This is a genomic window from Bacillus sp. AC266 (genome assembly GCF_979253805.1).
The window spans coordinates 505,495-530,364 of record NZ_CEEDEC010000001.1 but is presented as its reverse complement, the minus strand read 5'-3'; the positions used below and the strand labels follow the sequence as shown (position 1 = coordinate 530,364).

18 protein-coding genes and 3 other annotated features are annotated in these 24,870 nt (G+C 35.4%); of the genes, 2 read left to right on the top strand and 16 right to left on the bottom strand.

From position 1 onward, the window contains the following. Window positions 1-43 precede the first annotated feature (43 nt). The gene (locus tag AC0IXC_RS02630) at window positions 44-1,492 is read left to right on the top strand and encodes a DHA2 family efflux MFS transporter permease subunit (protein ID WP_193653284.1); all 1,449 of its coding nucleotides are present in this window, start codon (window positions 44-46) and stop codon (window positions 1,490-1,492) included. A gap of 47 nt (window positions 1,493-1,539) precedes the next feature. Here the strand turns inward: AC0IXC_RS02630 and ltaS are convergent, their stop codons facing one another. The 14 genes from ltaS to AC0IXC_RS02560 all read right to left on the bottom strand — a co-directional run bounded on the left by ltaS (window position 1,540) and on the right by AC0IXC_RS02560 (window position 22,896). After that, window positions 1,540-3,513 carry a lipoteichoic acid synthase gene (gene ltaS, locus AC0IXC_RS02625; protein ID WP_012261147.1) on the bottom strand — a complete coding sequence of 658 codons (1,974 nt, stop codon included), beginning with the start codon at window positions 3,511-3,513 and terminating at the stop codon, window positions 1,540-1,542. Window positions 3,514-3,896: 383 nt separating this feature from the next. Beyond that, window positions 3,897-4,064, bottom strand: coding sequence for a hypothetical protein (locus AC0IXC_RS02620; protein WP_002032782.1), 168 nt, complete (start codon window positions 4,062-4,064; stop codon window positions 3,897-3,899). Between the two features lie 83 nt (window positions 4,065-4,147). Further along, window positions 4,148-4,306: an ATPase gene (locus AC0IXC_RS02615; protein WP_471652550.1), complete on the bottom strand. Its 159-nt coding sequence runs from the start codon at window positions 4,304-4,306 to the stop codon at window positions 4,148-4,150. A gap of 161 nt (window positions 4,307-4,467) precedes the next feature. After that, window positions 4,468-6,093 (bottom strand): ABC-F family ATP-binding cassette domain-containing protein, encoded by a 1,626-nt coding sequence (locus AC0IXC_RS02610; RefSeq protein ID WP_471652549.1) that lies wholly within the window; start codon window positions 6,091-6,093, stop codon window positions 4,468-4,470. A 312-nt stretch (window positions 6,094-6,405) separates the two neighbouring features. Next, entirely contained in the window at window positions 6,406-9,522 is a 3,117-nt protein-coding gene (locus AC0IXC_RS02605) for an MMPL family transporter (protein ID WP_471652548.1), read from the bottom strand. A gap of 252 nt (window positions 9,523-9,774) precedes the next feature. Further along, window positions 9,775-10,341 carry a TetR/AcrR family transcriptional regulator gene (locus AC0IXC_RS02600; RefSeq protein ID WP_002142240.1) on the bottom strand — a complete coding sequence of 189 codons (567 nt, stop codon included), beginning with the start codon at window positions 10,339-10,341 and terminating at the stop codon, window positions 9,775-9,777. Between the two features lie 186 nt (window positions 10,342-10,527). Beyond that, window positions 10,528-11,691 (bottom strand): GNAT family N-acetyltransferase, encoded by a 1,164-nt coding sequence (locus AC0IXC_RS02595; protein ID WP_193653287.1) that lies wholly within the window; start codon window positions 11,689-11,691, stop codon window positions 10,528-10,530. Window positions 11,692-11,979: 288 nt separating this feature from the next. Further along, complete coding sequence (locus AC0IXC_RS02590; RefSeq protein WP_002142244.1) at window positions 11,980-12,486, bottom strand: SpoIIAA family protein; 507 nt, start codon at window positions 12,484-12,486, stop codon at window positions 11,980-11,982. Between the two features lie 17 nt (window positions 12,487-12,503). After that, entirely contained in the window at window positions 12,504-13,793 is a 1,290-nt protein-coding gene (gene aroA / locus AC0IXC_RS02585; protein ID WP_044438257.1) for a 3-phosphoshikimate 1-carboxyvinyltransferase, read from the bottom strand. 16 nt (window positions 13,794-13,809) lie between these two features. After that, window positions 13,810-14,910: a prephenate dehydrogenase gene (gene tyrA / locus AC0IXC_RS02580; RefSeq protein WP_033716373.1), complete on the bottom strand. Its 1,101-nt coding sequence runs from the start codon at window positions 14,908-14,910 to the stop codon at window positions 13,810-13,812. Beyond that, the gene (gene hisC, locus AC0IXC_RS02575; RefSeq protein ID WP_002142248.1) at window positions 14,903-16,003 is read right to left on the bottom strand and encodes a histidinol-phosphate transaminase; all 1,101 of its coding nucleotides are present in this window, start codon (window positions 16,001-16,003) and stop codon (window positions 14,903-14,905) included. Before hisC ends, tyrA begins: the two co-directional genes overlap by 8 nt. 18 nt (window positions 16,004-16,021) lie before the next feature. After that, window positions 16,022-17,194 (bottom strand): chorismate synthase, encoded by a 1,173-nt coding sequence (aroC, locus tag AC0IXC_RS02570; protein ID WP_002013434.1) that lies wholly within the window; start codon window positions 17,192-17,194, stop codon window positions 16,022-16,024. 53 nt (window positions 17,195-17,247) lie between these two features. Next, window positions 17,248-17,467, bottom strand: a binding site (T-box leader). A 9-nt stretch (window positions 17,468-17,476) separates the two neighbouring features. Next, on the bottom strand, window positions 17,477-18,553 hold the full coding sequence (locus AC0IXC_RS02565; protein WP_002013433.1) for a bifunctional 3-deoxy-7-phosphoheptulonate synthase/chorismate mutase: 1,077 nt from the start codon (window positions 18,551-18,553) through the stop codon (window positions 17,477-17,479). A gap of 194 nt (window positions 18,554-18,747) precedes the next feature. Next, window positions 18,748-18,984: a binding site (T-box leader), on the bottom strand. Between the two features lie 54 nt (window positions 18,985-19,038). Then, window positions 19,039-19,275: a binding site (T-box leader), on the bottom strand. Window positions 19,276-19,383: 108 nt separating this feature from the next. Further along, entirely contained in the window at window positions 19,384-22,896 is a 3,513-nt protein-coding gene (locus tag AC0IXC_RS02560) for a DUF4020 domain-containing protein (RefSeq protein ID WP_340775521.1), read from the bottom strand. A 150-nt stretch (window positions 22,897-23,046) separates the two neighbouring features. Between AC0IXC_RS02560 and AC0IXC_RS02555 the strand changes: the two genes are divergently transcribed. Further along, entirely contained in the window at window positions 23,047-23,484 is a 438-nt protein-coding gene (locus tag AC0IXC_RS02555) for a YndM family protein (protein ID WP_002032800.1), read from the top strand. Between the two features lie 205 nt (window positions 23,485-23,689). Here AC0IXC_RS02555 and AC0IXC_RS02550 read toward each other — a convergent pair whose 3' ends face one another. Together AC0IXC_RS02550 and AC0IXC_RS02545 are read right to left on the bottom strand one after the other, a co-directional pair. After that, window positions 23,690-24,214, bottom strand: coding sequence for a cysteine hydrolase family protein (locus AC0IXC_RS02550; RefSeq protein WP_215589798.1), 525 nt, complete (start codon window positions 24,212-24,214; stop codon window positions 23,690-23,692). Between the two features lie 42 nt (window positions 24,215-24,256). Continuing rightward, the gene (locus tag AC0IXC_RS02545) at window positions 24,257-24,796 is read right to left on the bottom strand and encodes a GNAT family N-acetyltransferase (protein ID WP_215589799.1); all 540 of its coding nucleotides are present in this window, start codon (window positions 24,794-24,796) and stop codon (window positions 24,257-24,259) included. Window positions 24,797-24,870 lie beyond the last annotated feature (74 nt).

The window sequence follows — 24,870 nt, the reverse complement described above, 5'->3', positions numbered from 1 at the left end:
ACACAATGTCGATAAATCAAGACAACAATGAAGGAGTTTACCAATGCAAAAGGAAATATCAGAAAGAAATAAAAAAATTATATTAATTGTGCTCATTTCCGGTTGTTTTTTATCAACATTAAATCAGACGCTATTAAATGTAGCGATGAGTAATTTAATGGAAGTATTTGATGTTACAGCTGCAACCGTACAATGGCTATCAACAGGCTTTATGCTCATAAATGGCGTTCTAGTGCCAATTACTGCATTTTTAATGAAACGATTTACAACAAGGCAGCTGTTTATTAGCTCGATGCTCTCTTTGTTTATCGGGACTGTTCTTTGTGCATGCGCCATGAATTTTGGTATTTTGTTAACAGGAAGAATGATTCAAGCAGTTGGAGCAGGAATTATTATGCCACTAATGATGACAGTTATTTTATATTTATACCCTAGTGAAAAACGTGGAAGTATTATGGGAACCATCGGTTTCGCCATAATTTTTGCGCCAGCCATCGCTCCAACATTATCTGGCTTTATTATTGAATATGTATCATGGAGATGGTTATTTATTGGATTCGCTCCATTTGTATTAATCGTTATTATTCTCGCGCTAAAATATTTAATGAATGTTGCTGAGACAACAAAAGCAAAATTAGATATCGTAAGTGTCATTTTATCAACGATTGGCTTTGGTTGTATTATATTCGGATTTAGTAGTGCAGGAAGTAAAGGATGGGATCATCCAGTTGTTATTACTACAATTATCATCGGAATAATTGTTACAACTCTATTCTGTTTACGTCAAATAAAGTCTAGCGATCCACTATTAAATTTATCCGTATTTAAGTATAAAATTTTCACTCTTACATCAGTCATTAACGTACTCATTACGATGATTATGTATGCTGATTTAATTCTTTTACCGATTTACTTGCAAAATGGACGAGGTTTTACTGCTTTTGAATCAGGTTTACTTCTATTACCTGGAGCTGTAATTAATGCATTCTTATCACCTATCACGGGTAAAATGTTTGATAAATATGGGGCAAAACCACTCTTTATTATAGGTTTAATATGTATCATTATATCGATGTGGGGTGTAATTGATTTGACCGAATCCACCACTTATATGTATTTAATGGTTCGTACCATTATTCTACGCATTGGACTAAGTTTCATTTCGATGCCTTTAAATACAGCAGGTTTAAACGCTTTACCAAGAGAACTGGGTTCACATGGTTCCGCAGTGAATAATACCGTACGTCAATTAGCAGGTGCTATAGGAACAGCAGTCATTATCACTGTATATACAATTCAATCCACTTCACATACTTCACAGTTATCTAGTGAGAACGGAAGCATATCAACTATGCAAGTAACGAAATTAGCTTCTATCTTCAGCTCAAGTGATGCCTACGTATTTATGTTAGTCTTATCCTTTGTAGCTTTGATTATTGCATGTTTTATGCCTAAAAAAGTAGCACTCCAAAAATCCGAAAGTAAATCTTAAAACAAAAAATCCTACTCGTTTTCTATACGAGTAGGATTTTTTATTATTTATTTCGTTTCCCCGTCTTCAGTCGTCTTCACCTTCGTTTTATCTTTATCACGATTGTTATAGTTATATTTAGAAGGTTCTACCGGTGTAAATCCTTCTGGTGTGTAGAATCGCAATAAGTCACCGTTAACAACTTGGTCGGAGTATTTTAGTGATTTTTGAACCATTTGCTCATTTTGTTTTATTTCATCTGTAAATTCTACAGGTTTCCCAGTCGCTGTATCATAGTATTTGCCGTTAAGTGCAGTAACTGTTGGGCTTACGTAGTTACCGTTACGGAACGGAACGACTTGTTTATGCTCTGGTGATAATAAATCTGATCCGAATTGGACATAATTTTTCGTATCTGTACCTAGTAAGTGTAATAACGTTGGAAGAACGTCAATTTCTCCGCCGTATTGATGTTGTACGCCGCCTTCCATTCCTGGTACGCGAATGATTAATGGTACACGTTGTAATTGAGCATTTTCAAATGCGTTCATTTCTTTACCCATTATTTGAGACATTGCTGCACTATGATTATCTGAAATACCGTAATGATCACCGTACATAACGATAATTGAGTTATCGTATAGACCAGATTGTTTCAAGTAATCAATGAATCCTTTTACAGATTCATCTAAATAGCGTGCTGTTTGGAAGTACGTATCTACTGATGAATCACCTGTTTTAGCTGGTTCAATCGTTGCTTCCGCTTTATCAATCGGATAAGGGAAATGGTTCGATAACGTAATGAACTTCGTATAGAACGGTTGTTTCAACGTTTGTAATAACGGAATTGATTCATTAAAGAACGGTTTATCTTTTAAGCCATAGTTTACTACATCTTTTTCATTCATATCGTAGTATGACGCATCAAAGAATTTATTAAAACCAAATGATTTATAAACTTCATCACGGTTCCAGAATGTTTTGTAGTTACCGTGGAACACTGCTGATGTGTATCCTTGTTGTCCTAAAATAGCCGGTGCTGATTGATACGTGTTATGAGCTTTATTTGTAAAAACAGATCCTTGTGGTAATCCAAACATTGAGTTCTCTAACATGAACTCCGCATCAGATGTTTTCCCCTGTCCTGTTTGATGGAAGAAGTTATCAAAGTATAACGTATTCGCATCTTTTGTAAATGAGTTTAAGAATGGTGTAACCTCTTGACCATTTAGCTTGTAGTTTAGTAAAAAGTTTTGGAATGACTCTAAATGAATATAAATTACGTTCATTCCTTTTCCTTTACCGAAATACTCAGGGTTTGGACTTGCATAAGTTGATGAAAGATAGTTTCTAACTTCTGTCATATTATCTCCATCCGCTAATGCTCGTTCTGTTGATGCTTTCGCACTTTGAATACCATCATAAATCGTAAAGTTGTACGCCCCTAAATATTTCACGATATAATTGCGGTCAAATGTTCTTGTTAACAATTCAGGACGGTCAGATTCTGCCAGACCTAAGTTAACGCTAAATAATAAAATACCTGCTACAAATACTAGAGATAATTTATGCTTCGCAACACGGATTGGTTTAGGGTTTACAAATTTCGTTGCGACTAAAACAATTAAAATGATTGTATCTAAGAAATATAGTGGATCATATAAGTGTAGCAATGCAAAAATACTACCACCTAAATCTCCAAAGTTATTCGATTGTGTTAATGTCGGGAACGTAATAAAGTCGCTGAAAAAGCGATAATATACTACGTTTGCGTATAAAAGTATAGACATTAGCAAATTAATAATAATTAACCAAATGTAAGCTCGTTTCCCTTTTGCGAATAATGCGAGCCCTAAAAATAGAACTGCTGAGCTTAACGGGTTGAAAAACAGTAAGAACTTTTGGATTGTGTTCGATATCCCTAAATTAAATTCTGTCACATATGCGGCATATGTTTTTAACCAAAGTAAAATAACAGCAAATACGAAAAATCCAAAATGATTACTTAATACTCGTTTACTCTTCAATAAAAATTGTTGCATCTCTCCACCTCTTTTGATCATCCAAGGCTTATTTTATATAAGTCTGTCTCTCTATTCAATTTTTCTTCTTCAAATAGATTTTATTTGTTTAACTATATGAAGAATATTAGTAATTATAATTTGTAGCTTTTATTTATTCAACTATTTCTTTTTAAACATTTTGACCTTGGTTTCTATTTAACAAAACACATTTGTAACATTTCCTGTTTTCTCCCAAGGCTCATCCACTAATTATGACTCCACAAACTATAATCCTTTATTTCCTCATTTGCAAACTAACCTATCTCCAATTTTGGTACATTCATGTAAACTACCCAATTTCATAAAATAAAAAATGTAGTTTGGGCAATTTGCTCAAACTACACTTTTTCGACTACTGTTTATCATCCTTTGTAGCTATCCCCTCTTCTTTTAACCAATTCTTTCAGTCCCATGAATATTACATTCCAACCATGATCAGAGCCATCCTGACACCCCTTTAAAGCTTTTTCAACATCATATTTTGTCCAATCTTCTTCATGAGCAACGATTATATTTTGTGAAAATATCATTTTAAATCCTTGTTGTTTCTCTTTTATTTCAACTGTGATTTTATCTAATAATTCACTAAACTGCGGCGTTTTTAATATAAATACTAATTTTTTTTAGGACGATTCATTTCGATATATTCCCCAATTACTCCATAATCTTTTCTGCCACGATGATCAATAGTTTCCCAACTCCCTCCTACTTCAGGAGTATTTCCCGTTACTTTATCCGTCCCTTCCAATGTAAAAAACCATTTCTTCATCATTTCAGGGTTTATCCACGTTTCAAAAATTTCTTACCATCGCTAATGTTATTTTTGAATAATTATTCATTTTAATCCTCCCCCCCACTTTATATTAAACCGAATATTTGTTTACTTAAAAAACCCCCGCTCTCATAAAAGAAAGCGAGGGTTTTAATCATTTATTATTGACCTTTGTACATTGCATCAACTTGTTTTTGAAGTTCTTGACTTTCTAAGAACTCATCATACGTTGCTACCTTATCAACTACACCGTTTGGCGTTACTTCGATAATACGGTTTGCAATTGTTTGTACGAACTGATGGTCATGAGAAGTGAATAGTAATGTTCCTTTAAATGTGATTAAACCGTTGTTTAATGCTGTAATAGACTCAAGGTCTAAATGGTTCGTCGGATCATCAAGTGTTAATACGTTTGCACCGCTTAACATCATTTTAGATAACATACAACGAACTTTTTCTCCTCCAGATAAAACAGAAACATTTTTCTTTACTTCTTCACCAGAGAATAGCATACGGCCTAAGAAACCACGTAAGAAACTTTCTGACTCATCTTGTGGAGAGAACTGACGTAACCAATCAATTAAAGTGTAATCACTGTTCTCGAAGTACTCAGAGTTATCTCTTGGGAAATGAGCTTGAGATGTTGTTACACCCCATTTGAATGAACCGCTATCTGGCTCTATTTCACCCATAAGAATTTTAAATAATGTTGTCATCGCAATATCGTTACGTCCGATAAATGCAACTTTATCACCTTTATTTAAAGTGAAGTTCACATTATCTAATATTTTTTCGCCATCAATCGTTTTCGAAATACCTTCAACTGTTAATAGGTCATTTCCTACTTCACGTTCTGGTGTGAAACCAACGAACGGATAACGACGTGATGATGGTCTAATATCATCTAATGTAATTTTATCTAACAATTTTTTACGAGAAGTTGCCTGTTTCGCTTTAGATGCATTTGAGCTAAAGCGTGCAATAAAGTTTTGTAACTCTTTTACTTTTTCTTCTTTTTTCTTGTTAGAATCTTGCGTTAGTTTTAATGCTAATTGGCTTGATTCATACCAGAAGTCATAGTTACCAACGTATAATTGAATTTTACCGAAATCAAGGTCAGCCATGTGCGTACATACTTTATTTAAGAAGTGACGGTCATGGGATACAACGATAACTGTATTTTCAAAGTTCATTAAGAAGTTTTCTAACCATTGAATCGCTTTTAAGTCCAAATGGTTGGTAGGCTCATCTAGTAATAGAATGTCAGGTTGACCGAATAAAGCTTGAGCAAGTAATACTTTTACTTTCTCTGCCCCTGTTAATTCAGACATCTTTTTATCATGAATATCTTCACCAATACCTAATCCTTTTAGAAGGATTGCAGCTTCTGACTCAGCTTCCCAACCGTTTAGCTCAGCGAACTCACCTTCAAGTTCTGCAGCACGCATGCCATCTTCATCACTAAAGTCTTCTTTCATGTAAATTGCATTTTTCTCTTGCATTACTTTATAAAGACGTGTGTGACCCATCATTACTGTTTCTAGTGCAGGGAACTCTTCATATTCGAAGTGATTCTGTTTTAATACTGCTAGACGCTCACCTGGCGTAATATGTATGTCACCCGTTGATTGGTCAATTTCTCCAGATAAAATCTTTAGAAATGTTGATTTACCAGCACCGTTTGCTCCAATTAAACCGTAGCAATTACCTGGCGTGAATTTTATGTTAACATCTTCAAATAATTTGCGATCTGCGAAACGCAAACTAACGTTACTTACTGTAATCATTTGTGTCCTCCTACTAATACCGCTTATTTCAGCGTTTTCTCACCGATTGTCTTAAAAAATCGCATATTACGACTCAATTATTGTAGACTATAGCTATTATATAGTAGAAGCTGGATGAATAGCAACGGTTGATTAGCTTTCTACAACGAAATCGAATAGTTTTTATCCATTCCCCTAGCTATTTTTTGTATATCATCGACCTCTTTCTAATATCCCTATTCGCTACTCATTCTGTAATACATTGAATCATTTTTTCATTTCATATTTTATATACAAAAAACCTGTAGAGAAAACATTCCCTACAGGTTTTTCTTATTTCGTATTTATTATTTTCTCTTTATAACTCTTCAATTTACTCGTCAATCCTATTAAAGCAGGTAACAATATCGGCATTACAATTAAAGCTAATAGTAAAAGAGCAACACCAACAACGGATGCTACTTGTATAAGTGTCAATACTCCTGAAGGAATTAACGCTGCAAATGTCCCTCCCAAAATAAGTGCCGCTGATAATACGACTCCTCCTATGTGACGAGATGCATTTACAATTTTCGTTACTGAATCCCCTTCTAGCTCATTGTATCGCATCATAACGAAGATGCTATAATCCACTCCTAAAGCGACAATCATAATGAAGCTAAAGAATGGAACATTCCAGCTTAATGACTCTACGTTTAATACATGTGCACTAATTTGTTCACTTATACCAAGTGATGCAAAGTACGCTAAAATTAAGGACCCAATAATAAAGATTGAGTTTAAGAATGAGCGTGTAATCACGATTAATACAAGCGAAATCCCTAATAACATAATCGTAGCAGTACGTAGGAAATCTTGCCCGGTTACTTCTTTTAAATCAACGTTTCTAGCTGTTGTCCCGCCAATTGCTTTTTTCGCACCATTTAGTTCTGTTCCCTTTAACGTACCATCTATCGTTTTATTAATTTCTTGAATGATAGGCATCGCTTCTTTTGAATACGGGTTTACGTCTAAAATAATTGTCATTTTAGCAGTCTTTCTATCATGTGACATGTACGTATTCAATGCTTTTTGGAAATCTTCTCCTTCTAAAACTTCTTTCGGAATATAAAATTTCTCAGAGCTTTTCGACTCATTTAGCTCTCCTAAATATTTTTGAGCATCACCTAGACCGTTACTTACTTTTCCTAAACCCTCTGTACTTTTAGATAAACCTGATTGCAATTGCCCCATCTTTTCTTGTAAATCTTTCAGTCCAGTTAATAACTGTCCTTGCCCATCGTTTATTTTCGTTAATCCAGATTGTAAGTCAGCCGATTTGTTCGCAATTTGTTTTGAACCTGTAGCCCCTTCACTCAATCCTTTGTTCAGCTCAGCAGCCCCTTTTTGTAACTTGGTAACTCCATTGTTCATTTCTTTTAAACCGTTATCTACTTTCAGTAACGATTGATTCGCTTCTTTAAATGAATTCATCGCTGCTTTATGCTGCACCGCCAATTGATTTAATTCTTTTGAAAGTCCAGTTAATTGTTTTTGAGCTTCTTTAGCAATTCCTAATGTTTGCTGCACATTAGGATCATTTGCTAATTCTGGTTTTGTTTGAATGAAATTGTTCATTAACGTTTCAATTTGTTCATATCCTTTTTTCGCACCATCAATCGCTTGAGAAATACTTCCGAAATATTGATCGTACGAACTTAAACCTTTTTCTAACTGAGCATAACCAGCATGAAGCTGCGAAGTTGCATTTGACAGGGCATTGATATTTCCGTTTAATGATGCTAGCCCATCCTCTATTTGCTTCGCTCCTTGTGCTCCATTGTTTATTCCATTCGATAATTGATTTAAAGCTGTCCCTAAGGCTGATACGCCATTTTTCGCTTCATTTGTTCCATCAATTAATTTTTGAACATTTGCAAGACTATTTGAGTCATTACTACCCATTTTATCTTTCGCATCAGTTAATCCTTCATTAATTTCTTTTATGCCACCATTTGCATCGCCTAAGCCTGTATTCAATTCTCCGGCTTGTTTATTTATATATAATTCTTTAATCTTATCTCCAGTTGGACGCGTCGGTGAATATACTTCTGAGACTCCTTTAACTTTCGAGATTTTATCAGTAAGTTCATCTAAAGTTTGTAAAGAAGTCGCCTCATCTAACTTTTTATCCGATTGAATGACTAACGTACTTGGTGAAGAAAAACCAGGCGGAAAATGCTCTTCTATTACGTTAATCCCCATTTTTGATTCATATTTATTATCCACTTCAAATAAATCATTGTAATTAAGCGTGTTAGAATATTTTAATACGAATGGAATCGATATCACGAATACGATAATTAAAGCGATAAATGGTCTTGCTACTGAATTTTTTGCAAAGAATCCCCATAAGCGACTATCCTCATGACCTTTAAATGTTTTAACTGGATAAAACATTCCTTTTCCTAAAAGCACCATGAAAAATGGATTTAAAGTAGTTAATACGAGTAGTAGTACTGCGACACCAATTGCTACCGCTGAAGTAGATTGATATAATTTAAAACTCGCTAAAGCAAGAGATGCAAAGCCAATTAGTACTGCTATCCCGCTATATAAAACGGTTTTACCTGCCGATTTAAACGTTTCTTTCGTAGCCAAAAATGCATTTTCTTGTTTACTTAATTCTTCTTTAAATCTTGTATATAATAAAATGTTATAGTCTGTTCCCACTCCAAACAGGACGACTACTACAAACACTTGCGTAAAGTTTGAAAACGGAAAATTAAATTGATCTACAAGATGGGCAATAATCCCCATTGAAATTAAATACGAAACACCAACTGTAAGAAGAGAAATAATCGGAACAACTGGTGAACGGAATACAATGATTAATACTACAAGAATGAAAATGATCGAAATAACTTCTGTCTTTTTCACGCCCTCTTGAGAGGATGTAAGAAAATCACCCGCTATTAAATCACTTCCTGTTAAGTACGTTGTAACTCCTTTCGTTTGCACTTTTTCATGAAGATCATTTGCAATTTTTGACATTTTACCATGTTTTTTATCTACCGATATTTGCGTTAAAATAGTCGTATTATCTTTAGAAACTAATTGTTTCTGCAGTTCTTTATTATCTAAATGTGAAACGACTTCCTTAATTCCTAATTGCTCTTTTTCATTTTGCAGGGCATTGATCGTTTTCGTTATTTCCTCTTTTTGCTCATTTGTTAAAGCCTTCTTACTTCCACTATTAAAGACAGCTATAATTTCATACTTTTCAGCCCCTTCTTTATCCATCTCCTTTATCATCTTGTCAGCAATACTGCTTTGTTCTGTATTAGGAATCGTGATTTGCCCTTTTTCCTTCACTAACTGATCCATATTAGGCATCGTTACGATCATTGCAATAGTAATAACTATCCATAATAGAAAAGATAAACTTCTCCAACTTTTTAGCTTGCTCATTTGAATCATCTCCTGTTATTAGAGTTTCATGGTGCATAGGGAATGAATATTCATTCCCTATTTTTGAAAATATCATTTAGGAATGAACGTTCATTCCTATTATCCTATTAAATTATTTTTCAATTTTATCAAATCACTACCCACGGAATGAATATTCATTCCTTTAATTGTACAGATATATCATCTCCTGTAATCGTTTTTTATATTTATTTAGGAATGAATGTTCATTCCTGTCCTTATAAGGCTATAGAATCAAATGATTCTAATAGCATTCCAAGAGCTTTCTTCCAATTCTTTTACTAATTCTTTTGAGTATTCTAACTGCCCTGTCGCCATTACTTTTATTAATTTTTCAAGTGGTTGATATACAATAATAATTAAAGCAATTATAGGCAATGGACGAAGAAAACCTTTTTCGATTCCATCTTCAATAATATTCATAAAGAAGCCTATAAAATCGTCAAATATTTTCTTACTCTGTTCATCAAGAAAATAACTATCACAGTGAGAATTTGTAAAAAGAAAAGCATCCACATTGTTTCTCGCAAATTCAAATAAACAGTTATACGTATGACTAAACTGTTCTCGAATATTTGCTTCAACAGGAAAATCAGTCTTTATTGTTTCAGATAGCTGTAGCATGCTTTTTGAAAATAATGAGTTAACGAGTGCCTCTTTATTTTCAAAATAGCGATAAATAGTACCAGCGCCGACATTTGCTTTTTCAGCGATCATCGGAATTGTCGTACCATCGTAACCACGCTCTGCGAAAAGTTTTATAGCAGCATCAAAAATGTCTTCTTGTTTATTTTTAGCCATTTTTCTCACCTCAATTTCCAGGAATGAAAATTCATTCCGTTTTTAATTATAAATTACATGAATTAAAAGTCAAGGGGTTAACATTCATAATGCTTCGTTAAAAGCAGCAATGTACTATAACTAATTATGTTTAATTATAGTACATTGCTATTTACACATTAGTATGCCGCACAAAGCTTTACAAAATTAAAAGAAATCATAAATAAACGGCTTACGCACCGGCACTACATTCTCAAATGCACATATCTCCTCTTCGCTACCGCTTATTAAGTCTATTTCATTTAATTCTAGCGGTCGCTTGTAACCAAACATAATAGTAGATAACGCATTAATATCGATTTGAATTCCATTTTCTTTTGCTGTTTCTTCTTTAACGATTGTTATTTCGTTATTTTTAAGTTGAACCGTTACGTTATTCCACGGTGCAAATGAATCTGTAATATGTAAAATTACTTCTTGCTCTTCGTTGTTCCAGTTCCATTCATATTGTTTGAAAAACTGTTCTACATCTACAATTCTTCCCATGAAATATGGAGTTACTTCTGCTTTTACTCGTGGTTCTTGTAATGTGTAAAGAAGTGGTTCTGTCTCACTTAGTATCATTTCTAGATCTTTAATCATAGAATCATGTTGGCAGATGAAGTTCCAAAGACCAATTCTTGCTTCATTATGTAATGGGACAAATTCTTCTACTTTCATTTTAGAATTCTCTATTTTGTATAAAATGTAACCAGCCGCCGTTTTATTTTCATCATAGTAAACTGCCAATGTTAAATCATGATACACCGCTTGTAGCCACCATTTACGTCCGCGAACTAACATACCAGAAAATCGTTCTGCAAATGTTTCATATAGATTCTCTACTTCTTCTGGATGATTATCTTTACTAAAACGTTTCACTGTACCATTCACTTGTTTTTTAATTATTAAATCGCTCTTTGTCATCTGACATACGATTCGATTCGCACAAAGTTCCCAGCCGTATTTACGATAAAATGAAACGGCAAATGGATGTAACATCGATACACTATATCCATCTCTTTTCATAGTTTGCAGTGAATGCTGAAGTAACTCTTTTACATATCCACTTCTTCTATATTCCGGATACGTCGCTACCCCCGCAACGCCGCCCATTTTAAACTTTTCTTTTCCTATGTAAATATGAAAAGGAATTAAGTGCAACTTTGCAGCTAACTCTTCTCCTTCCATAATACCGTATATTTGATGGCTTTCCTTCATTCTTGCAATTTTCTGCTCTATCCATTCTTCATTTGCTTTATATTGAAAAGCATATTCTGATAAACGTAATGCTTCTCTAAACTTATCTTCTTTTAATTGTATAACGTTCATATATTTCTCCTCCATTCCTCGTTTGAATTATATCATAATTCAAACTATTACAGTTCGGTAAGTGAAATTACGAGGATGTTTCAACAAAAGATATCGATTTAGAAACACTCTAACATAAAGGCTCTTTTCAACTGCTTTCTATTGGCGGCATAAGAATATTAAAAGCCTTGCGTTCTCTTGGGTTTGCGAAGCTAAGAGGTACCATTGAAAGTGATGAAACTTATGACAACGGCAACATTACGGACATAAAAAAACCAGTTGATTGAGAGAAACTGGTTCAATAAAGGTTTATATTGGATATTCATTCAACCAAATTAATGCTTGTTCATAATCATCGAAAAATTTTACGGATTCTTTTGTATTGGATTGTTGTAAATAATTCATTGTCTCCCCTTCTTCAAGGAGAAACGCAATTGCCTTACTGTGATTCAAAATGGTTTCATTGAAGAACTTATCTTTCCATGCTTTTTGAACAGAAAAATGATCTGGCGTGTATCCTTTTCTATCCACCAACAATTTGTATTTCCGACCCTCGGAAATGAATTGCTGACAAACCTGCTCGAAGCCATTAAACCATTCATAAACATCAGCTGTATTAATCTTGCCAATTAGATGGGTAACAATTAAATCCCCTGAAACTGTTGTGCTGATATTCTGTTTACTCAACTTGGAACCATCTCCCTTAGTTACAATTATGCGTAAAAATCTCATAAAATCAATAAGGATAAAATTCTTACGCAATAAAGCAACATTATTTACGAAAAAAGCCAACATAAAAAAGCAGATACATTGCATATCTGCTTCTCATCACTTTATTTAGCTAACGTTTGCAGTTCTTCAAAAAATGTAGGATACGATACACCTACTGCTTCTGCATCTTCAATCGTTGTTTCTCCTTCAGCTATACAGCCGGCAATCGCAAGCATCATTCCAATGCGGTGATCACCGTGACTATGTACTGTATTTCCTTTTAGCTTACATTTACCGTAAATAATCATTCCGTCGTCGGTCGCTTCAATACGAGCTCCTAGTTTCGTTAGTTCCGCAACGACTGTATCGATACGATTCGTTTCTTTCACTTTTAGCTCGTGTGCATCTTTAATGACTGTAATTCCATCTGCTTGTGTTGCCGCTAAAGCGATAATTGGGATTTCATCAATCAGTCGTGGAATGATATCTCCACCGATTTCGATTCCTTTCAGCGGCGATGTTTCAATTGTAATATTTGCAGCAGGTTCTGATGCTCCTTCGTTAATCTGCTCTACAGTAAACGTAGCGCCCATTTTCTCAAGAACATCAATAATACCTGTACGAGTCGGATTCATTCCCACATTTTGTAATAGTAGTTTACTATTTGGAATAATTGCACCTGCTACTAAGAAAAATGCCGCTGATGATACATCACCTGGCACTTGAACATCTGTTGCGGTTAACTTCTGTCCTCCTGCTAGTTTCACTGTTTTCCCCACGCGAGTTACTGTAACGCCAAACGCCTCAAGCATTCTTTCTGTATGATCGCGGGAAATATGAGGTTCTGTAACAGTTGTTACACCTTCTGCGCGAAGGCCTGCAAGTAAAATAGCTGATTTCACTTGTGCACTTGCTACCGGTGAAGTATATTCAATCGCCTTTAAATTCCCGCCTCGTATTGTGAGCGGCGTAAACGTTCCTTCTTTTCGGCCATCAATTTTTGCACCCATTTGCTTTAGTGGATTTGTTACACGTTGCATCGGTCTCTTCGCAATTGAAGCATCACCTTGCACGCAAGAAAAGAATGGTGTGTTTGCAAGTATTCCTGACATTAATCGAATCGTTGTACCAGAATTACCAACATCTAATACAGCTTTTGGCTCTTGTAAACCTTCTAATCCTGTTCCAATTACCGTAACTTCGTCTCTATTTTGTGTAATCTCTACTCCCATTTCTTTAAAACAAGAAATAGTACTTAAACAATCCGCACCAGGAAGAAATCCTTTAATTGTTGTTTTACCTTCCGCGATTGCGCCAAACATGACAGCGCGATGGGAAATTGATTTATCTCCAGGGATTGTAATTGTACCATTCAATCCGTTATTTACAGTTTGTACTGTTTTTTCTTTCACGTTGTCACCCTCCTCATTAAATTGTTTCATACGTTTGGTATTCTTCTTTTCCGAGCGCAATTTTTGCCTGCGTTCGATCTTCTTCTCTTTGGAAACTAATTCGTAAAACTCCGAGCAATCCTTCTCGCGCTTCTAATATTTGCAAGTTCGTAATACTAATTTCTTCTTCTGCTAGAATGCTTGTGATATGGGCTAATGCCCCTACTTTATCTAAAACGTCGACGTATAAGTCGTGATAGGCAGGAATCGCCCCTCTTTTTCGAACTGGTAAAGAGTCACGATATTCTTTCGCATCTGCAAAATAACTTTGTATTTCTCCTGCATCTCCTTTAGAAACCGTCTTATATAGCTCTTCCATTTCTGAAATCCATTCTTCTAATAGTTCCAATAAATGCCCGCGATTTTGCTTTACGATATCACTCCACATTTTCGGACTACTTGATGCAATACGTGTTATATCTTTAAATCCGCCTGCCGCTAGTTGATGAATAAGCGGATTATCACCAGCATGTTTCTCAACTTGTTTTACTAATCCTGCTGCAATTAAATGTGGGAAATGACTAACTATTCCTGTTACATAATCATGTTCTTTTGTATTTAATACAAGAAAATGAGAGCCTGTTCCTTTTAACCATTCTTTTAGCTCGTCTACTTGATCCGCCTGCACGTGATTCATTGGCGTTAAAATGTAAAATGCGTTTTCAAAAAGGTGTGCCTTTGCACTTTCAACTCCTGTTTTGTGAGAACCTGCCATCGGATGACCGCCGATAAATGAAACTTTCTTTGTTAATAAAGCTTCCGCTTCATTCATGATTGTCCCTTTCGTACTTCCTACATCGGTAACAATGACATCTTCTCGTAAATGAAATGATGCAAGTTTGTGTAACAACTTTTTCGTTTCTTCAACTGGAGAGGCAAATACAATTAAATTTGCCTCCTCACATGCACGCTGTAAATCTACTGCTACTTCATCAACTACATGTAATTCTTTTGCGCGCTCTACTTGCTCTTTAAATATGTCATAACCGATAATCGTTACATCGTGCTCTTTTTTAATCGCTAATGCAAGAGAGCCTCCTATTAATCCAGTACCGATTAATACTACCTTTTTACACATTTGCCTCATCTCGAGACTTACCTTTTTTATTTTCAAAGTGTTGTTTTAACACTGAAATCACTCCTTCATTTTGTTCCCTAGTTCCGATTGTAATACGGACACCATTTGGGAACGGACGAATAATAAACCCTGCATGCGCACAAGCTTCATAAATTTCCCCAGCATCATCTACCGGCAAGAAGATAAAGTTCGTTTGCGACGGATAAAATGGAATTTCATTTTCTGTACAAAAACTTTCGTATTGTTGTAATCCTTCTGTATTAACACGAACTATTTCTTCAATAAACGCTTCATCGTTAAAAGCAATCGTCGCTGCTTTTTGCGCTAATGAAGATACGTTAAATGGCAAACGTACGACATTTAATTTCTCGATTAACTCTTCCTGTCCAATCGCATAACCAACGCGGAAAGAAGCTAATCCGTACGCTTTAGAAAACGTTCTAAGTACAAGAATGTTGTTATGTTTTTCTAGAAGCGGTAATGTCTCAGGGAAATCTTTTGCTGTTACGTATTCATAGTACGCTTCATCAATGACAATTAACGTATTTTCACTAATGCTTTCAATGAATTGAGTCAATTTTCGCTCATTCACATATGTGCCTGTCGGGTTGTTCGGATTACAAATCCATACGATTTTTGTATGTTCATCAACTGCTGAAGAAATTTCATCGAGATCATATACACCGTTCTTTAAAGTAATTTCTTTCACTTCACAGCCTTCAATAATTGCATGATGACGGTACTGAGGGAATGTCGCGCCAGCAGTTACGATATTATCTCCTTTACAGAGCACTGCACGACTTATAATTTGAATGACTTCATCAAGTCCACTACCACAAAGCACTTGTTCCATTTGCACTTGTAATTTCTCTGCAATTGTTTGACGGAGTACTTCAGCACCTCCGTCAGGATATAAAGCATGTTCCTGCCACGATTTTTGTAATTCTCCTAAAACACGAGGTGAACAGCCAAATGGATTTTCATTTGATGCTAACTTAACAAATGAATGATTCCCGTATACTTCTTTCATTTGCTCTGGTGATTTACCTGGTTTATACGGTTGTAATGATGATAGTTGATCTTTTACTCGCATGTTAAATCCACCTTTTCATTAAAATTCTTTTGCGTATTTGTTATGTTGCGAAATATTTTGTTTTAGTAATTCCATGCGATCTTTTCCGAATTGCTCGACTAGTGCACCGGCAAGTTCCCATGCAACGACAGCTTCAGCTACAACACCTGCTGCTGGTACTGCACAGCTATCAGATCTCTCAATACTCGCTTGGAACGCTTCTTTCGTATCAATATCTACGCTTGCTAACGGTTTATATAATGTAGGAATTGGCTTCATTACGCCTCTTACGACAATTGGCATACCTGTTGTCATACCGCCTTCTAAACCGCCGGCATTATTCGTATTTCTCGTGTATCCTTTTTCTTCATCCCATAAAATTTCATCGTGCACTTTACTTCCCGGCTGTCTTGCCGCTTCAAAACCAATTCCGATCTCAGCACCTTTAAACGCATTCACGCTCATAATAGCACCGGCAAGTTTTGCATCTAATTTGCGGTCGTAATGAACGTAGCTACCAACTCCAATTGGCATTCCTTCTGCAATGACTTCGACAATACCGCCTATAGAATCCCCGCTACTTTTCGCATCATCAATCGCATTCATCATTTCTTGTTCTACTTCTTTATCTAAACATCGAACTGGTGAATTTTCAGTTATCGTTTGAATTTCTTCAATTGGTAAGTTTGAAATACGCTTCGCTTGTACCCCACCAATTTCAAGAACATGTCCTGCGATTTCCACACCTAGTTCTTTCAAAATTTGTTTCGCAACTGCACCAGCAGCAACACGAACTGTCGTTTCTCTTGCAGAAGAGCGCTCTAATACGTTTCTTATATCACGATGGCCGTATTTAATTGCCCCGTTTAAATCCGCATGTCCTGGACGTGGTTTCGTTATAGTACGTTTCATTTCTTTACTTTCTTGCTCCGAAATTGGTTCAGCACCCATTACTTTCGTCCAATGTTTGAAATCATCATTTTTTACGATTAACGTAATTGGTGAACCAAGTGTCATTCCGTGACGTACACCACTTGCAATTTCAACTGTATCTGTTTCAATTTGCATGCGTCTTCCGCGCCCATGCCCTTTTTGTCTTCTTAATAATTCTTTATTAATATGTTCCGCTGTTAATGTTAAACCTGCTGGTACACCTTCTAAAATAACTGTTAACTGCGGCCCATGTGATTCTCCAGCTGTAATATATCTCATTTCTCTTGCCCCTTTACTATTTTTTTGTACAAAAAAGTCCCTACTGAGCGCTCAGTAGGGACGATGTTTATCGCGGTACCACCCTAGTTGTAGACTTCTTTCGTCTACCTCTCTTCTTCTTTAACGATCGTTTGACCGTCTTTCTCTCCAAAAGTTGGCGGGAAAGATGCTCCAAGGCTGTAATTCATGCTTACCTTTGTACTGATTCACACCGGCCATCAGCTCTCTTTAACAGTGAGATAAGCACTACTGTTTCCTCTTCAGCGCATTTATGATATGGAATTAAGATAATTTATTTTTGAAACCTTTTAACTCATCCATGAATCTATGGAATTCTGGAATATCCATTTGTTGCGCAGAATCTGATAACGCAACTGCTGGGTCTGGATGCACTTCCGCCATTACTGCATCTGCTCCAATAGCAAGTGCTGCTTTCGCTGTTGGTAATAGTAAATCTCTACGTCCAGTTGAATGTGTTACGTCAACGATAACTGGTAAATGTGTTTCTTTCTTTAAAATCGGTACTGCTGAAATATCTAATGTGTTACGTGTCGCTCTCTCGTATGTGCGAATACCGCGCTCACAAAGAATAATTTGGTCATTACCTTGTGCAATGATGTATTCCGCTGCATTAATGAACTCATCAATCGTTGCTGCTAAACCACGTTTTAATAATACTGGCTTATTAACTTTACCTACAGCTCGTAGTAAATCGAAGTTTTGCATGTTACGTGCTCCAACTTGAATTACATCAACGTATTCTAGCGCCATTTCAACATCGTTCGGATTTAAAATTTCACTAATAATCGCTAAGTCGAACTCATCTGCTACTTGGCGTAAAATTTGTAAACCTTCTACTCCTAAACCTTGGAAATCGTATGGAGATGTTCTCGGTTTGAAAGCACCACCGCGCATTAATTTTAAGCCTTGGTCTTTCATAGCTTGCCCTACTTGGCGAACTTGCTCTAAACTTTCTACCGCACAAGGTCCCATGATGAACGTTTGTGTTCCGTTTCCAATCAATTCACCTTTAACATTAACAATTGTATTTTCTTTTTTCTTTTTACGTGAAACTAGTAATGCTTTACGGTTATCATCTTCTTGTAATTCTAAGCTTGCTTTGAAAATCGTTTTGAAAATATGTTGAATCGTTGACGTTTCGAATGGTCCTTCGTTATGCTCTGCAAGCATATCAAGTACTTCACGCTCACGTACTGGATCAAAGCGTTTCGTACCTTGTACTTGCTTTTGTTCCCCAATTTTTTGAACGATTTCACCGCGTTTGTTTAATAAGTGTAATAATTGTAAGTTAATTTCATCTACCTGTTTACGTAATTGATCTAATTCGTGATTTGCCATTTGGAAATCCTCCTCTAATGTTTTAAAAGTATAGTAAGAGAATAAAAAATTCTCTATTTTCTGAACTGGTTAATTATACAAATTTAAAGTGGAATCGATACCTCTTCTTATTTTAAACTAATAATTACCATAAAGACACTAACTACTAGTTAATAAGCCACTTTTTTGTACAAAAAAGCCCTACTGATTCAATCAGTAGGGACGATATTTATCGCGGTACCACCCTAGTTGTAGACTTATTTCGCCTACCTCTCTTCATTGTTAACGATCATCTGACCGTCTTTCCCTTCATAAAGACAATAACTATCTTTACTACGAAAAAGATGCTCCAGGACTGTAATTCGCTCTTGTTTTTGTACTGGTTCGCACCAACCACCAGCTCTCTGTTACAGGGAAACAACAACTACTTCTTTTCCTTTCAACGCGTGACTATTTTATTTTCAAGTTGGACCACTAAAATACAAAAAGTCCCTACTGAATAAATCAGTAGGGACGATATTTATCGCGGTACCACCCTAGTTGTAGACTAACTTTCCGTCTACCTCTCTTCACTGTTAACGATCAATTGACCGCTTTTCCTTCATAAAGACAATAGTATCTTTACTACGAAAAAGATGCTCCAAGACTGTAATTCATGATTATCCCTGTACTGGTTCACACCAACCACCAGCTCTCTGTTACAGTAAGACTAACCACTACTGTGATCTCTTCATTGCACTTTGTTTATTCAAATGTTTTTGAAATTGAATAAGTATGATTCGTATTATAGAACGCTTTTCAAAACACTGTCAATAACTTTTTATATATTTTTTAAAAATTCCACTTCCGCCCTATGATTCCTCTTGTAAATTCTCCGTTACGATTCCGATGCGAATTATTTCATTTTCTATTAAATTTAATACATGTCTTTCTACTTCATACCTGGTTAATAGTTCTTTTATTTGTATGATCTCACTTTCAAGTAAATCGGCTTCTTGACACGTCTGCAGTAAAGTGAAAAACACATTTGCATACAATTCTTTATACGCTTTCATACGCTCTTTCTTTTCAAGTATCTCTATAAACAACTGTTTCATTTCTTCTTGATTAGATTGTCCTTCCACACCTTGAAATTTACTAGAAATAATATTTAATCCTTTTTCTAAAACCTCATCCATGCATAAAACAATACGTAAAAGCATCATATATTCTCTCGTTGTTATTACGCCCATTTTCGGACGTTCTCTTAAAAACACACTAAGCCACGCTGTCCAAAATTTTTGTTGTTCCTTACCACTTAACGTTTTTACGTAGTAGCATAAATACTGCATAAATTTAATTTTATTCTCTTCGTTTTCTTGCATCAAAAGTGGATATAACCAATCTGTTTTTTGCTCCCAATATAATACGCATTTAATAAATACAAAGCTAAGCCATTTTAAAAATGCTTCTCTCGTATATGGATGTAGTGCATCTAAATGTTCTACTGCATACTTAATATATCGCCTTATTTCTGTAAACAAAGGTAGATTAATTTGCGTATAACATAATCCCGCCCACGCATATTTCGTAAGCTCACTTTCTTTCTTTAAATCTAAGTAAGGTAATACATTTTTCCGACACCATTGCTTCTCAATATGGTATAAAAACGTAATATCTGCTGTTAAACGCGCAAACATGAAGTTCGTTCTTTCCGAAGTAACCCTTACCTGCTCCTCAAATAAAAATAAATATTCATACACGTTGCGATCGTATAAATGATCATATGCTAGCAGTTTTAGTAATACAGCAGTCATCTTCCCAACAGGATGCTGAATAGATTCATTGTAAAACTCTTGTTTTCCAATCTTAAAATCCGATTCCCCTCTCATAACTTGTGGAAGTACAGAAAAAGCAAAGCGTTTTACAATCCTTATACTATTTTCATCTAACTCTTCTAATCGATTACTAATTTCATATAGAAAACTACTAATTAACCAATGAAAAGCAGTATTTCTAATAAATTTCTGCAATAACGGAATGATTTTTTGAATTTGTTCATTCGCCAAATTCCGGTTATTTCGCCACTCTCTAATACACACAAACCATACTTCATTACTAATTTCGTGCACGCCTACTAGTTGATAAGCAAACGAAATACTCCACTCTACATTCAATTTACACGCTTTTGATAACATCTCTAAAAAATGGCGTTGTTCAAAAACACCGTCTCTTGAAAATTGCCGAACTTGCTCCATTATTTCATCGTCTTTCAGCTGCAGTAATCCATCAGCTGTTACATTGCATGTAATACGTTGTTCATTTTCCTCTTTCTTTGGAACACTGTATAGATCTGAAGAAAAATGGGGGTGTTTCTGTTTCATTAGCTCGTATCCTTCCGCCGTACACTTACTATTCGAATCACACGTGAATAGTAAGTCTAATACAAGACAAGCATCAAACGCCCTCTCTTCTGCAAGATACTCTAATACATGTTGAATTACTTCTTCTTTCGTTTCCTCTAAAGCATCTGCGTAATAATTCTTTAAAAGTTGAAACACTTCATGTTTACATGTGAAATCTAACAGAACATCTACATGTAACAGCCACTTCAGTTTGTCATCCGCTGTAACGAATACATTATTAATCATTGCTTCAATTGCAATTCGCTTTTGAAGTACACTATCAGTTTCTATCATTTCTGTAATATAATGATTTGCTTTTTTCTCATTGTTTTCACATAAATATGTAAGACACTCTTTTACAATTTGAATTAAAAATGTAAAATCATTTTGCTGTAACTCCTGCTCTGAAATTTCTCTATCTCTTTTTTTCAGTGCATTTTGTCTTAATGACAATAGTTGTATTTTTTCTAACCCCGTAACCATAATTGGATTTGCGTAGTAAGTAATATGTGGTCTCATTTTCTCTTTCCAAATTCGCTCCACATGAGAAAAAATAGGCATCGGTATACGACTCGATTCCTCGAGTTCAATCGACTCTTGCGTATCATTTCCCCATTTTCTTACACGCTTCAATTTTAGTTTTCCATCTAAAATAAACGTTAGTAACAATAAAGCAATTTCTTTATGCTCTGGGAAAGAACATTTTTGCAGTAAGTATGAAATCATTTCAATAGAGCTACTATCTTTCTCTGCTGTTTCTAATAAAAGCAATGTCCATCTTGCAAACAACAAAGGGTCCATCGTTTCTTTCGTTTCGTTTAAGTAAGTACAAATTGTTCGCCACCATAACGGAGATATTTTAGAATGATTTTTAAAAATCAATTGAAATAGTTCTTTTTGATGACTAAATAGAAATTGCTCCACTAACCATTCCGCAAGCAATTCATCTACTTCATCATAATTTGCTGTAAGCAGAAATAAATTTCTTAGTTTCCCTTCTGCTTCAAGCCATTCCACCCATTCATAATCACGAGCAAATTCAACGAAGTACCGAACGGTTTCAATTTTTTTTATTGACTGTTTTATATAGGATAATTGCTCCTGCTCTACTGATGGAGGAACGGTTACAATATCACGAATACGCATTCTTTTCGTAATATAATTATCCCCCATTAATTCCGCCCACCGCTTCACCGCTTTCACAAGCGCCTGATGATTATTTGCTTTATTCGGATACACAATCGGTCTTATCCCTAAATGCTCCCAATGATATGTATTATCACCTTGTGCGACGAAAGCATAACGCCTTGTACTCGGTGGTAAGCCTGTTGCTAAATATTTCATTACAGGATCATTATGACTATACCCAACGAATAAAACAGTGTAATTTGAGAATAAATCAACTAAAAATCGTCTCGCCCATCCTTCTGTTAGGTAAGCCCTTCCAAAATCACCATCCGTTAAAATTAAAGCTTCTTTCTCTTGTTCTACATTCCCATGTATGTAAGCCAACCCTTTAAACGCTCTCCCTGTCGGTAAAGCAGGTGCATAATAAATATTCAGCTCTCTATTCATTTCTGTAATTACAGACGTAAAATGTTGATCAAAGTTTGTCGTTACAATTCGAACATCCGTATCTAACGGAAACAGCCTTGGAATCGCATAGTGTAATGGATTTGGTTTTGATTTTTCTATATTAACGAGGTCTCTTGCAACTTGATGCACATCTTTCGTTTTCGCAATTTTACCGAGATAATAATCGTGGGGTTCTGTCATCTCACGCCTTTCGACATATAAAGCTTTCGAAATTTCATCAACTAAATCATCGAAATTCGGTAAGTTTGATTTCCCCTTCATAGAAACTCCTGCTCCAACGAATAATACTAACTTACCTTGTTCAAGGTGATCGATTAACTCATCTGGAATTTCTACTTCTGAAGTTATCCACATCCCGGATTCCCCCTTACCTAAAAATGTCATACGCTCTCATTTCACTATAACATTTTTTAATTGTTTTTTTAATATTTAGATAAAATTCCAGCATGATAAAGTTTTATATAAATTAAACCGTTCCAATGTATGAACTCCTGAATTTATTGTAAAACTATGTATAAATGGGAGGTGTAAATATTGAGTGATATTACTGTAATACTTATCAAATTTATATCATGCATCATCGCTTTTAGTATCGGACTAGCTCTATTTTTCCCAGCAACGCTCGTCCAAATCATTTCTTTTAGTCTCTTCGTCACAATCGTTTCTTATATGTTTGTTGATAAAATTATTTTAAATCGAATTGGCAATTCCGCTGCCATTATGACGGATTTCTTACTTACGTATTTAAGTGTTTGGATTTTCGGTAATATTTTATTAGACAACTACATGCAAATTGCATGGGGCAGTATCCTTTCTGCCATCGTCTTTACATTATCAGAAGTAATCGTCCATCGCTTTTCTAATTCCCACACAAGGCACAGCAATGATAACATTCGAATTAATCGCCGGTTTGCATATGGCACGGAGTTTGCTGAAGAACAGAATGTGTTGGATAAAGATAAGAAGAAATAAAGCCATAATTACTGATGCAAAAAAAGTAGCTGTCTCATCAGTCGAATTTTTGACGATGTGGCGCTCCTTTTTGTTTTTTGTACTATCAATACGGTGAATGAAATTATATCAACGATTCGACAAGAAATATCGATTTATCGACAACGTTTGATAGCCTATCTTCAAATAAAAAAGCTGCCCCATTAAGAGACAGCAACTTCTGTAATTACGCTTTTACTTTTAAATCTTTTAACGTAATAACATCTGCAAATGATCCAAATACAACATTATGATGTTTTACAATATCTTCAGCGCGTAATACATCTGTGTCAAATGTGCTATGTGCATCACTTACTAATGTTACTTTATACCCTTCACTAAACGCTCTTCGCGTTGTCGTATCAACACAGTACTCTGTTTGCATTCCTGAAATAATAACATGCTCAATCCCTTTTCCTTGTAACACTTCGTTTAAGTTTGTCTTATGGAATGAGTCTGGAGTCGTCTTTTCAACGACAAGCTCCCCTTTTCGCGGTGCAATCGCCGCATGCACTTTCCAGCCATCTGTACCTTTTTCTAATGGATGATCCTTAGGTCCATTATGTTGGACATAAATAACCGGAATACTATTTGAACGACATTCCCCAATGAGCTCTTGCAACGTTTCTAAAAACTTTTCCCCATTATGTACTGGGATTCCTGCTGTATACATACCCGCTTGCACATCAATAACTAGTAATGCCTTTTTCATTCCACACAGCTCCCTTTATTTTTATAAGCCCCTGCATATTTATTATAATTGTTTATATTCTACCATCCAACAATCTTCTAATTTCCCTTCATGCAGTTCATGTTTCTCTAGTACTTTCACCTTTTTAAACCCGCATTTTTCATAACAGCTTATCGCACGTTCATTATTTACTCTAGGATCCATCGCTATCGCTTCTGCTCCTAAGTTTTCCATAATGTATGTAATTGCTGCTTGAACAAGTTTCGTTCCAATTCCTTTTCCCCAAAAGATTGGTTCACCGATAAATTGGTCCATTCCCCATACATTCTGCGATTCTTCATATCCATATAACGCTTTCCATTCAGAATCAACTGGATACATTTGAATGTAACCGATTGGAACGGCATCAAATTCTATTAAACATCTTTTTTCATGACCGTTTGGATGATGTATAAAATGATCAAGCACCTTTTCTACAGATTGCGGATTATCTCGTCCTTCGTAATACTGCAGGACTTCTGGATCTGTTAACCATTTTGAAATGATAGGTGCATCGTTTTTTATTACGTATCTAACTAATAATTGTCCCTTTTGGAATAACATAGGTCACCTCCTTATTAGTTACTCTTATAATAACTTTTCTATATGCGGATAGTAAATTTTTCAAACAGCTTTAC

What these genes read in the sequence shown, in the direction of transcription:
- AC0IXC_RS02630 (WP_193653284.1), top strand. Translation starts at nt 44, where the DNA reads ATGCAAAAGGAAATATCAGAAAGAAATAAAAAAATTATATTAATTGTG.
- ltaS (WP_012261147.1), bottom strand. Translation starts at nt 3,513, where the DNA reads ATGCAACAATTTTTATTGAAGAGTAAACGAGTATTAAGTAATCATTTT.
- AC0IXC_RS02620 (WP_002032782.1), bottom strand. Translation starts at nt 4,064, where the DNA reads ATGATATTTTCACAAAATATAATCGTTGCTCATGAAGAAGATTGGACA.
- AC0IXC_RS02615 (WP_471652550.1), bottom strand. Translation starts at nt 4,306, where the DNA reads ATGATGAAGAAATGGTTTTTTACATTGGAAGGGACGGATAAAGTAACG.
- AC0IXC_RS02610 (WP_471652549.1), bottom strand. Translation starts at nt 6,093, where the DNA reads ATGATTACAGTAAGTAACGTTAGTTTGCGTTTCGCAGATCGCAAATTA.
- AC0IXC_RS02605 (WP_471652548.1), bottom strand. Translation starts at nt 9,522, where the DNA reads ATGAGCAAGCTAAAAAGTTGGAGAAGTTTATCTTTTCTATTATGGATA.
- AC0IXC_RS02600 (WP_002142240.1), bottom strand. Translation starts at nt 10,341, where the DNA reads ATGGCTAAAAATAAACAAGAAGACATTTTTGATGCTGCTATAAAACTT.
- AC0IXC_RS02595 (WP_193653287.1), bottom strand. Translation starts at nt 11,691, where the DNA reads ATGAACGTTATACAATTAAAAGAAGATAAGTTTAGAGAAGCATTACGT.
- AC0IXC_RS02590 (WP_002142244.1), bottom strand. Translation starts at nt 12,486, where the DNA reads ATGCAATGTATCTGCTTTTTTATGTTGGCTTTTTTCGTAAATAATGTT.
- tyrA (WP_033716373.1), bottom strand. Translation starts at nt 14,910, where the DNA reads ATGTGTAAAAAGGTAGTATTAATCGGTACTGGATTAATAGGAGGCTCT.
- hisC (WP_002142248.1), bottom strand. Translation starts at nt 16,003, where the DNA reads ATGCGAGTAAAAGATCAACTATCATCATTACAACCGTATAAACCAGGT.
- aroC (WP_002013434.1), bottom strand. Translation starts at nt 17,194, where the DNA reads ATGAGATATATTACAGCTGGAGAATCACATGGGCCGCAGTTAACAGTT.
- AC0IXC_RS02565 (WP_002013433.1), bottom strand. Translation starts at nt 18,553, where the DNA reads ATGGCAAATCACGAATTAGATCAATTACGTAAACAGGTAGATGAAATT.
- AC0IXC_RS02560 (WP_340775521.1), bottom strand. Translation starts at nt 22,896, where the DNA reads ATGACATTTTTAGGTAAGGGGGAATCCGGGATGTGGATAACTTCAGAA.
- AC0IXC_RS02550 (WP_215589798.1), bottom strand. Translation starts at nt 24,214, where the DNA reads ATGAAAAAGGCATTACTAGTTATTGATGTGCAAGCGGGTATGTATACA.
- AC0IXC_RS02545 (WP_215589799.1), bottom strand. Translation starts at nt 24,796, where the DNA reads ATGTTATTCCAAAAGGGACAATTATTAGTTAGATACGTAATAAAAAAC.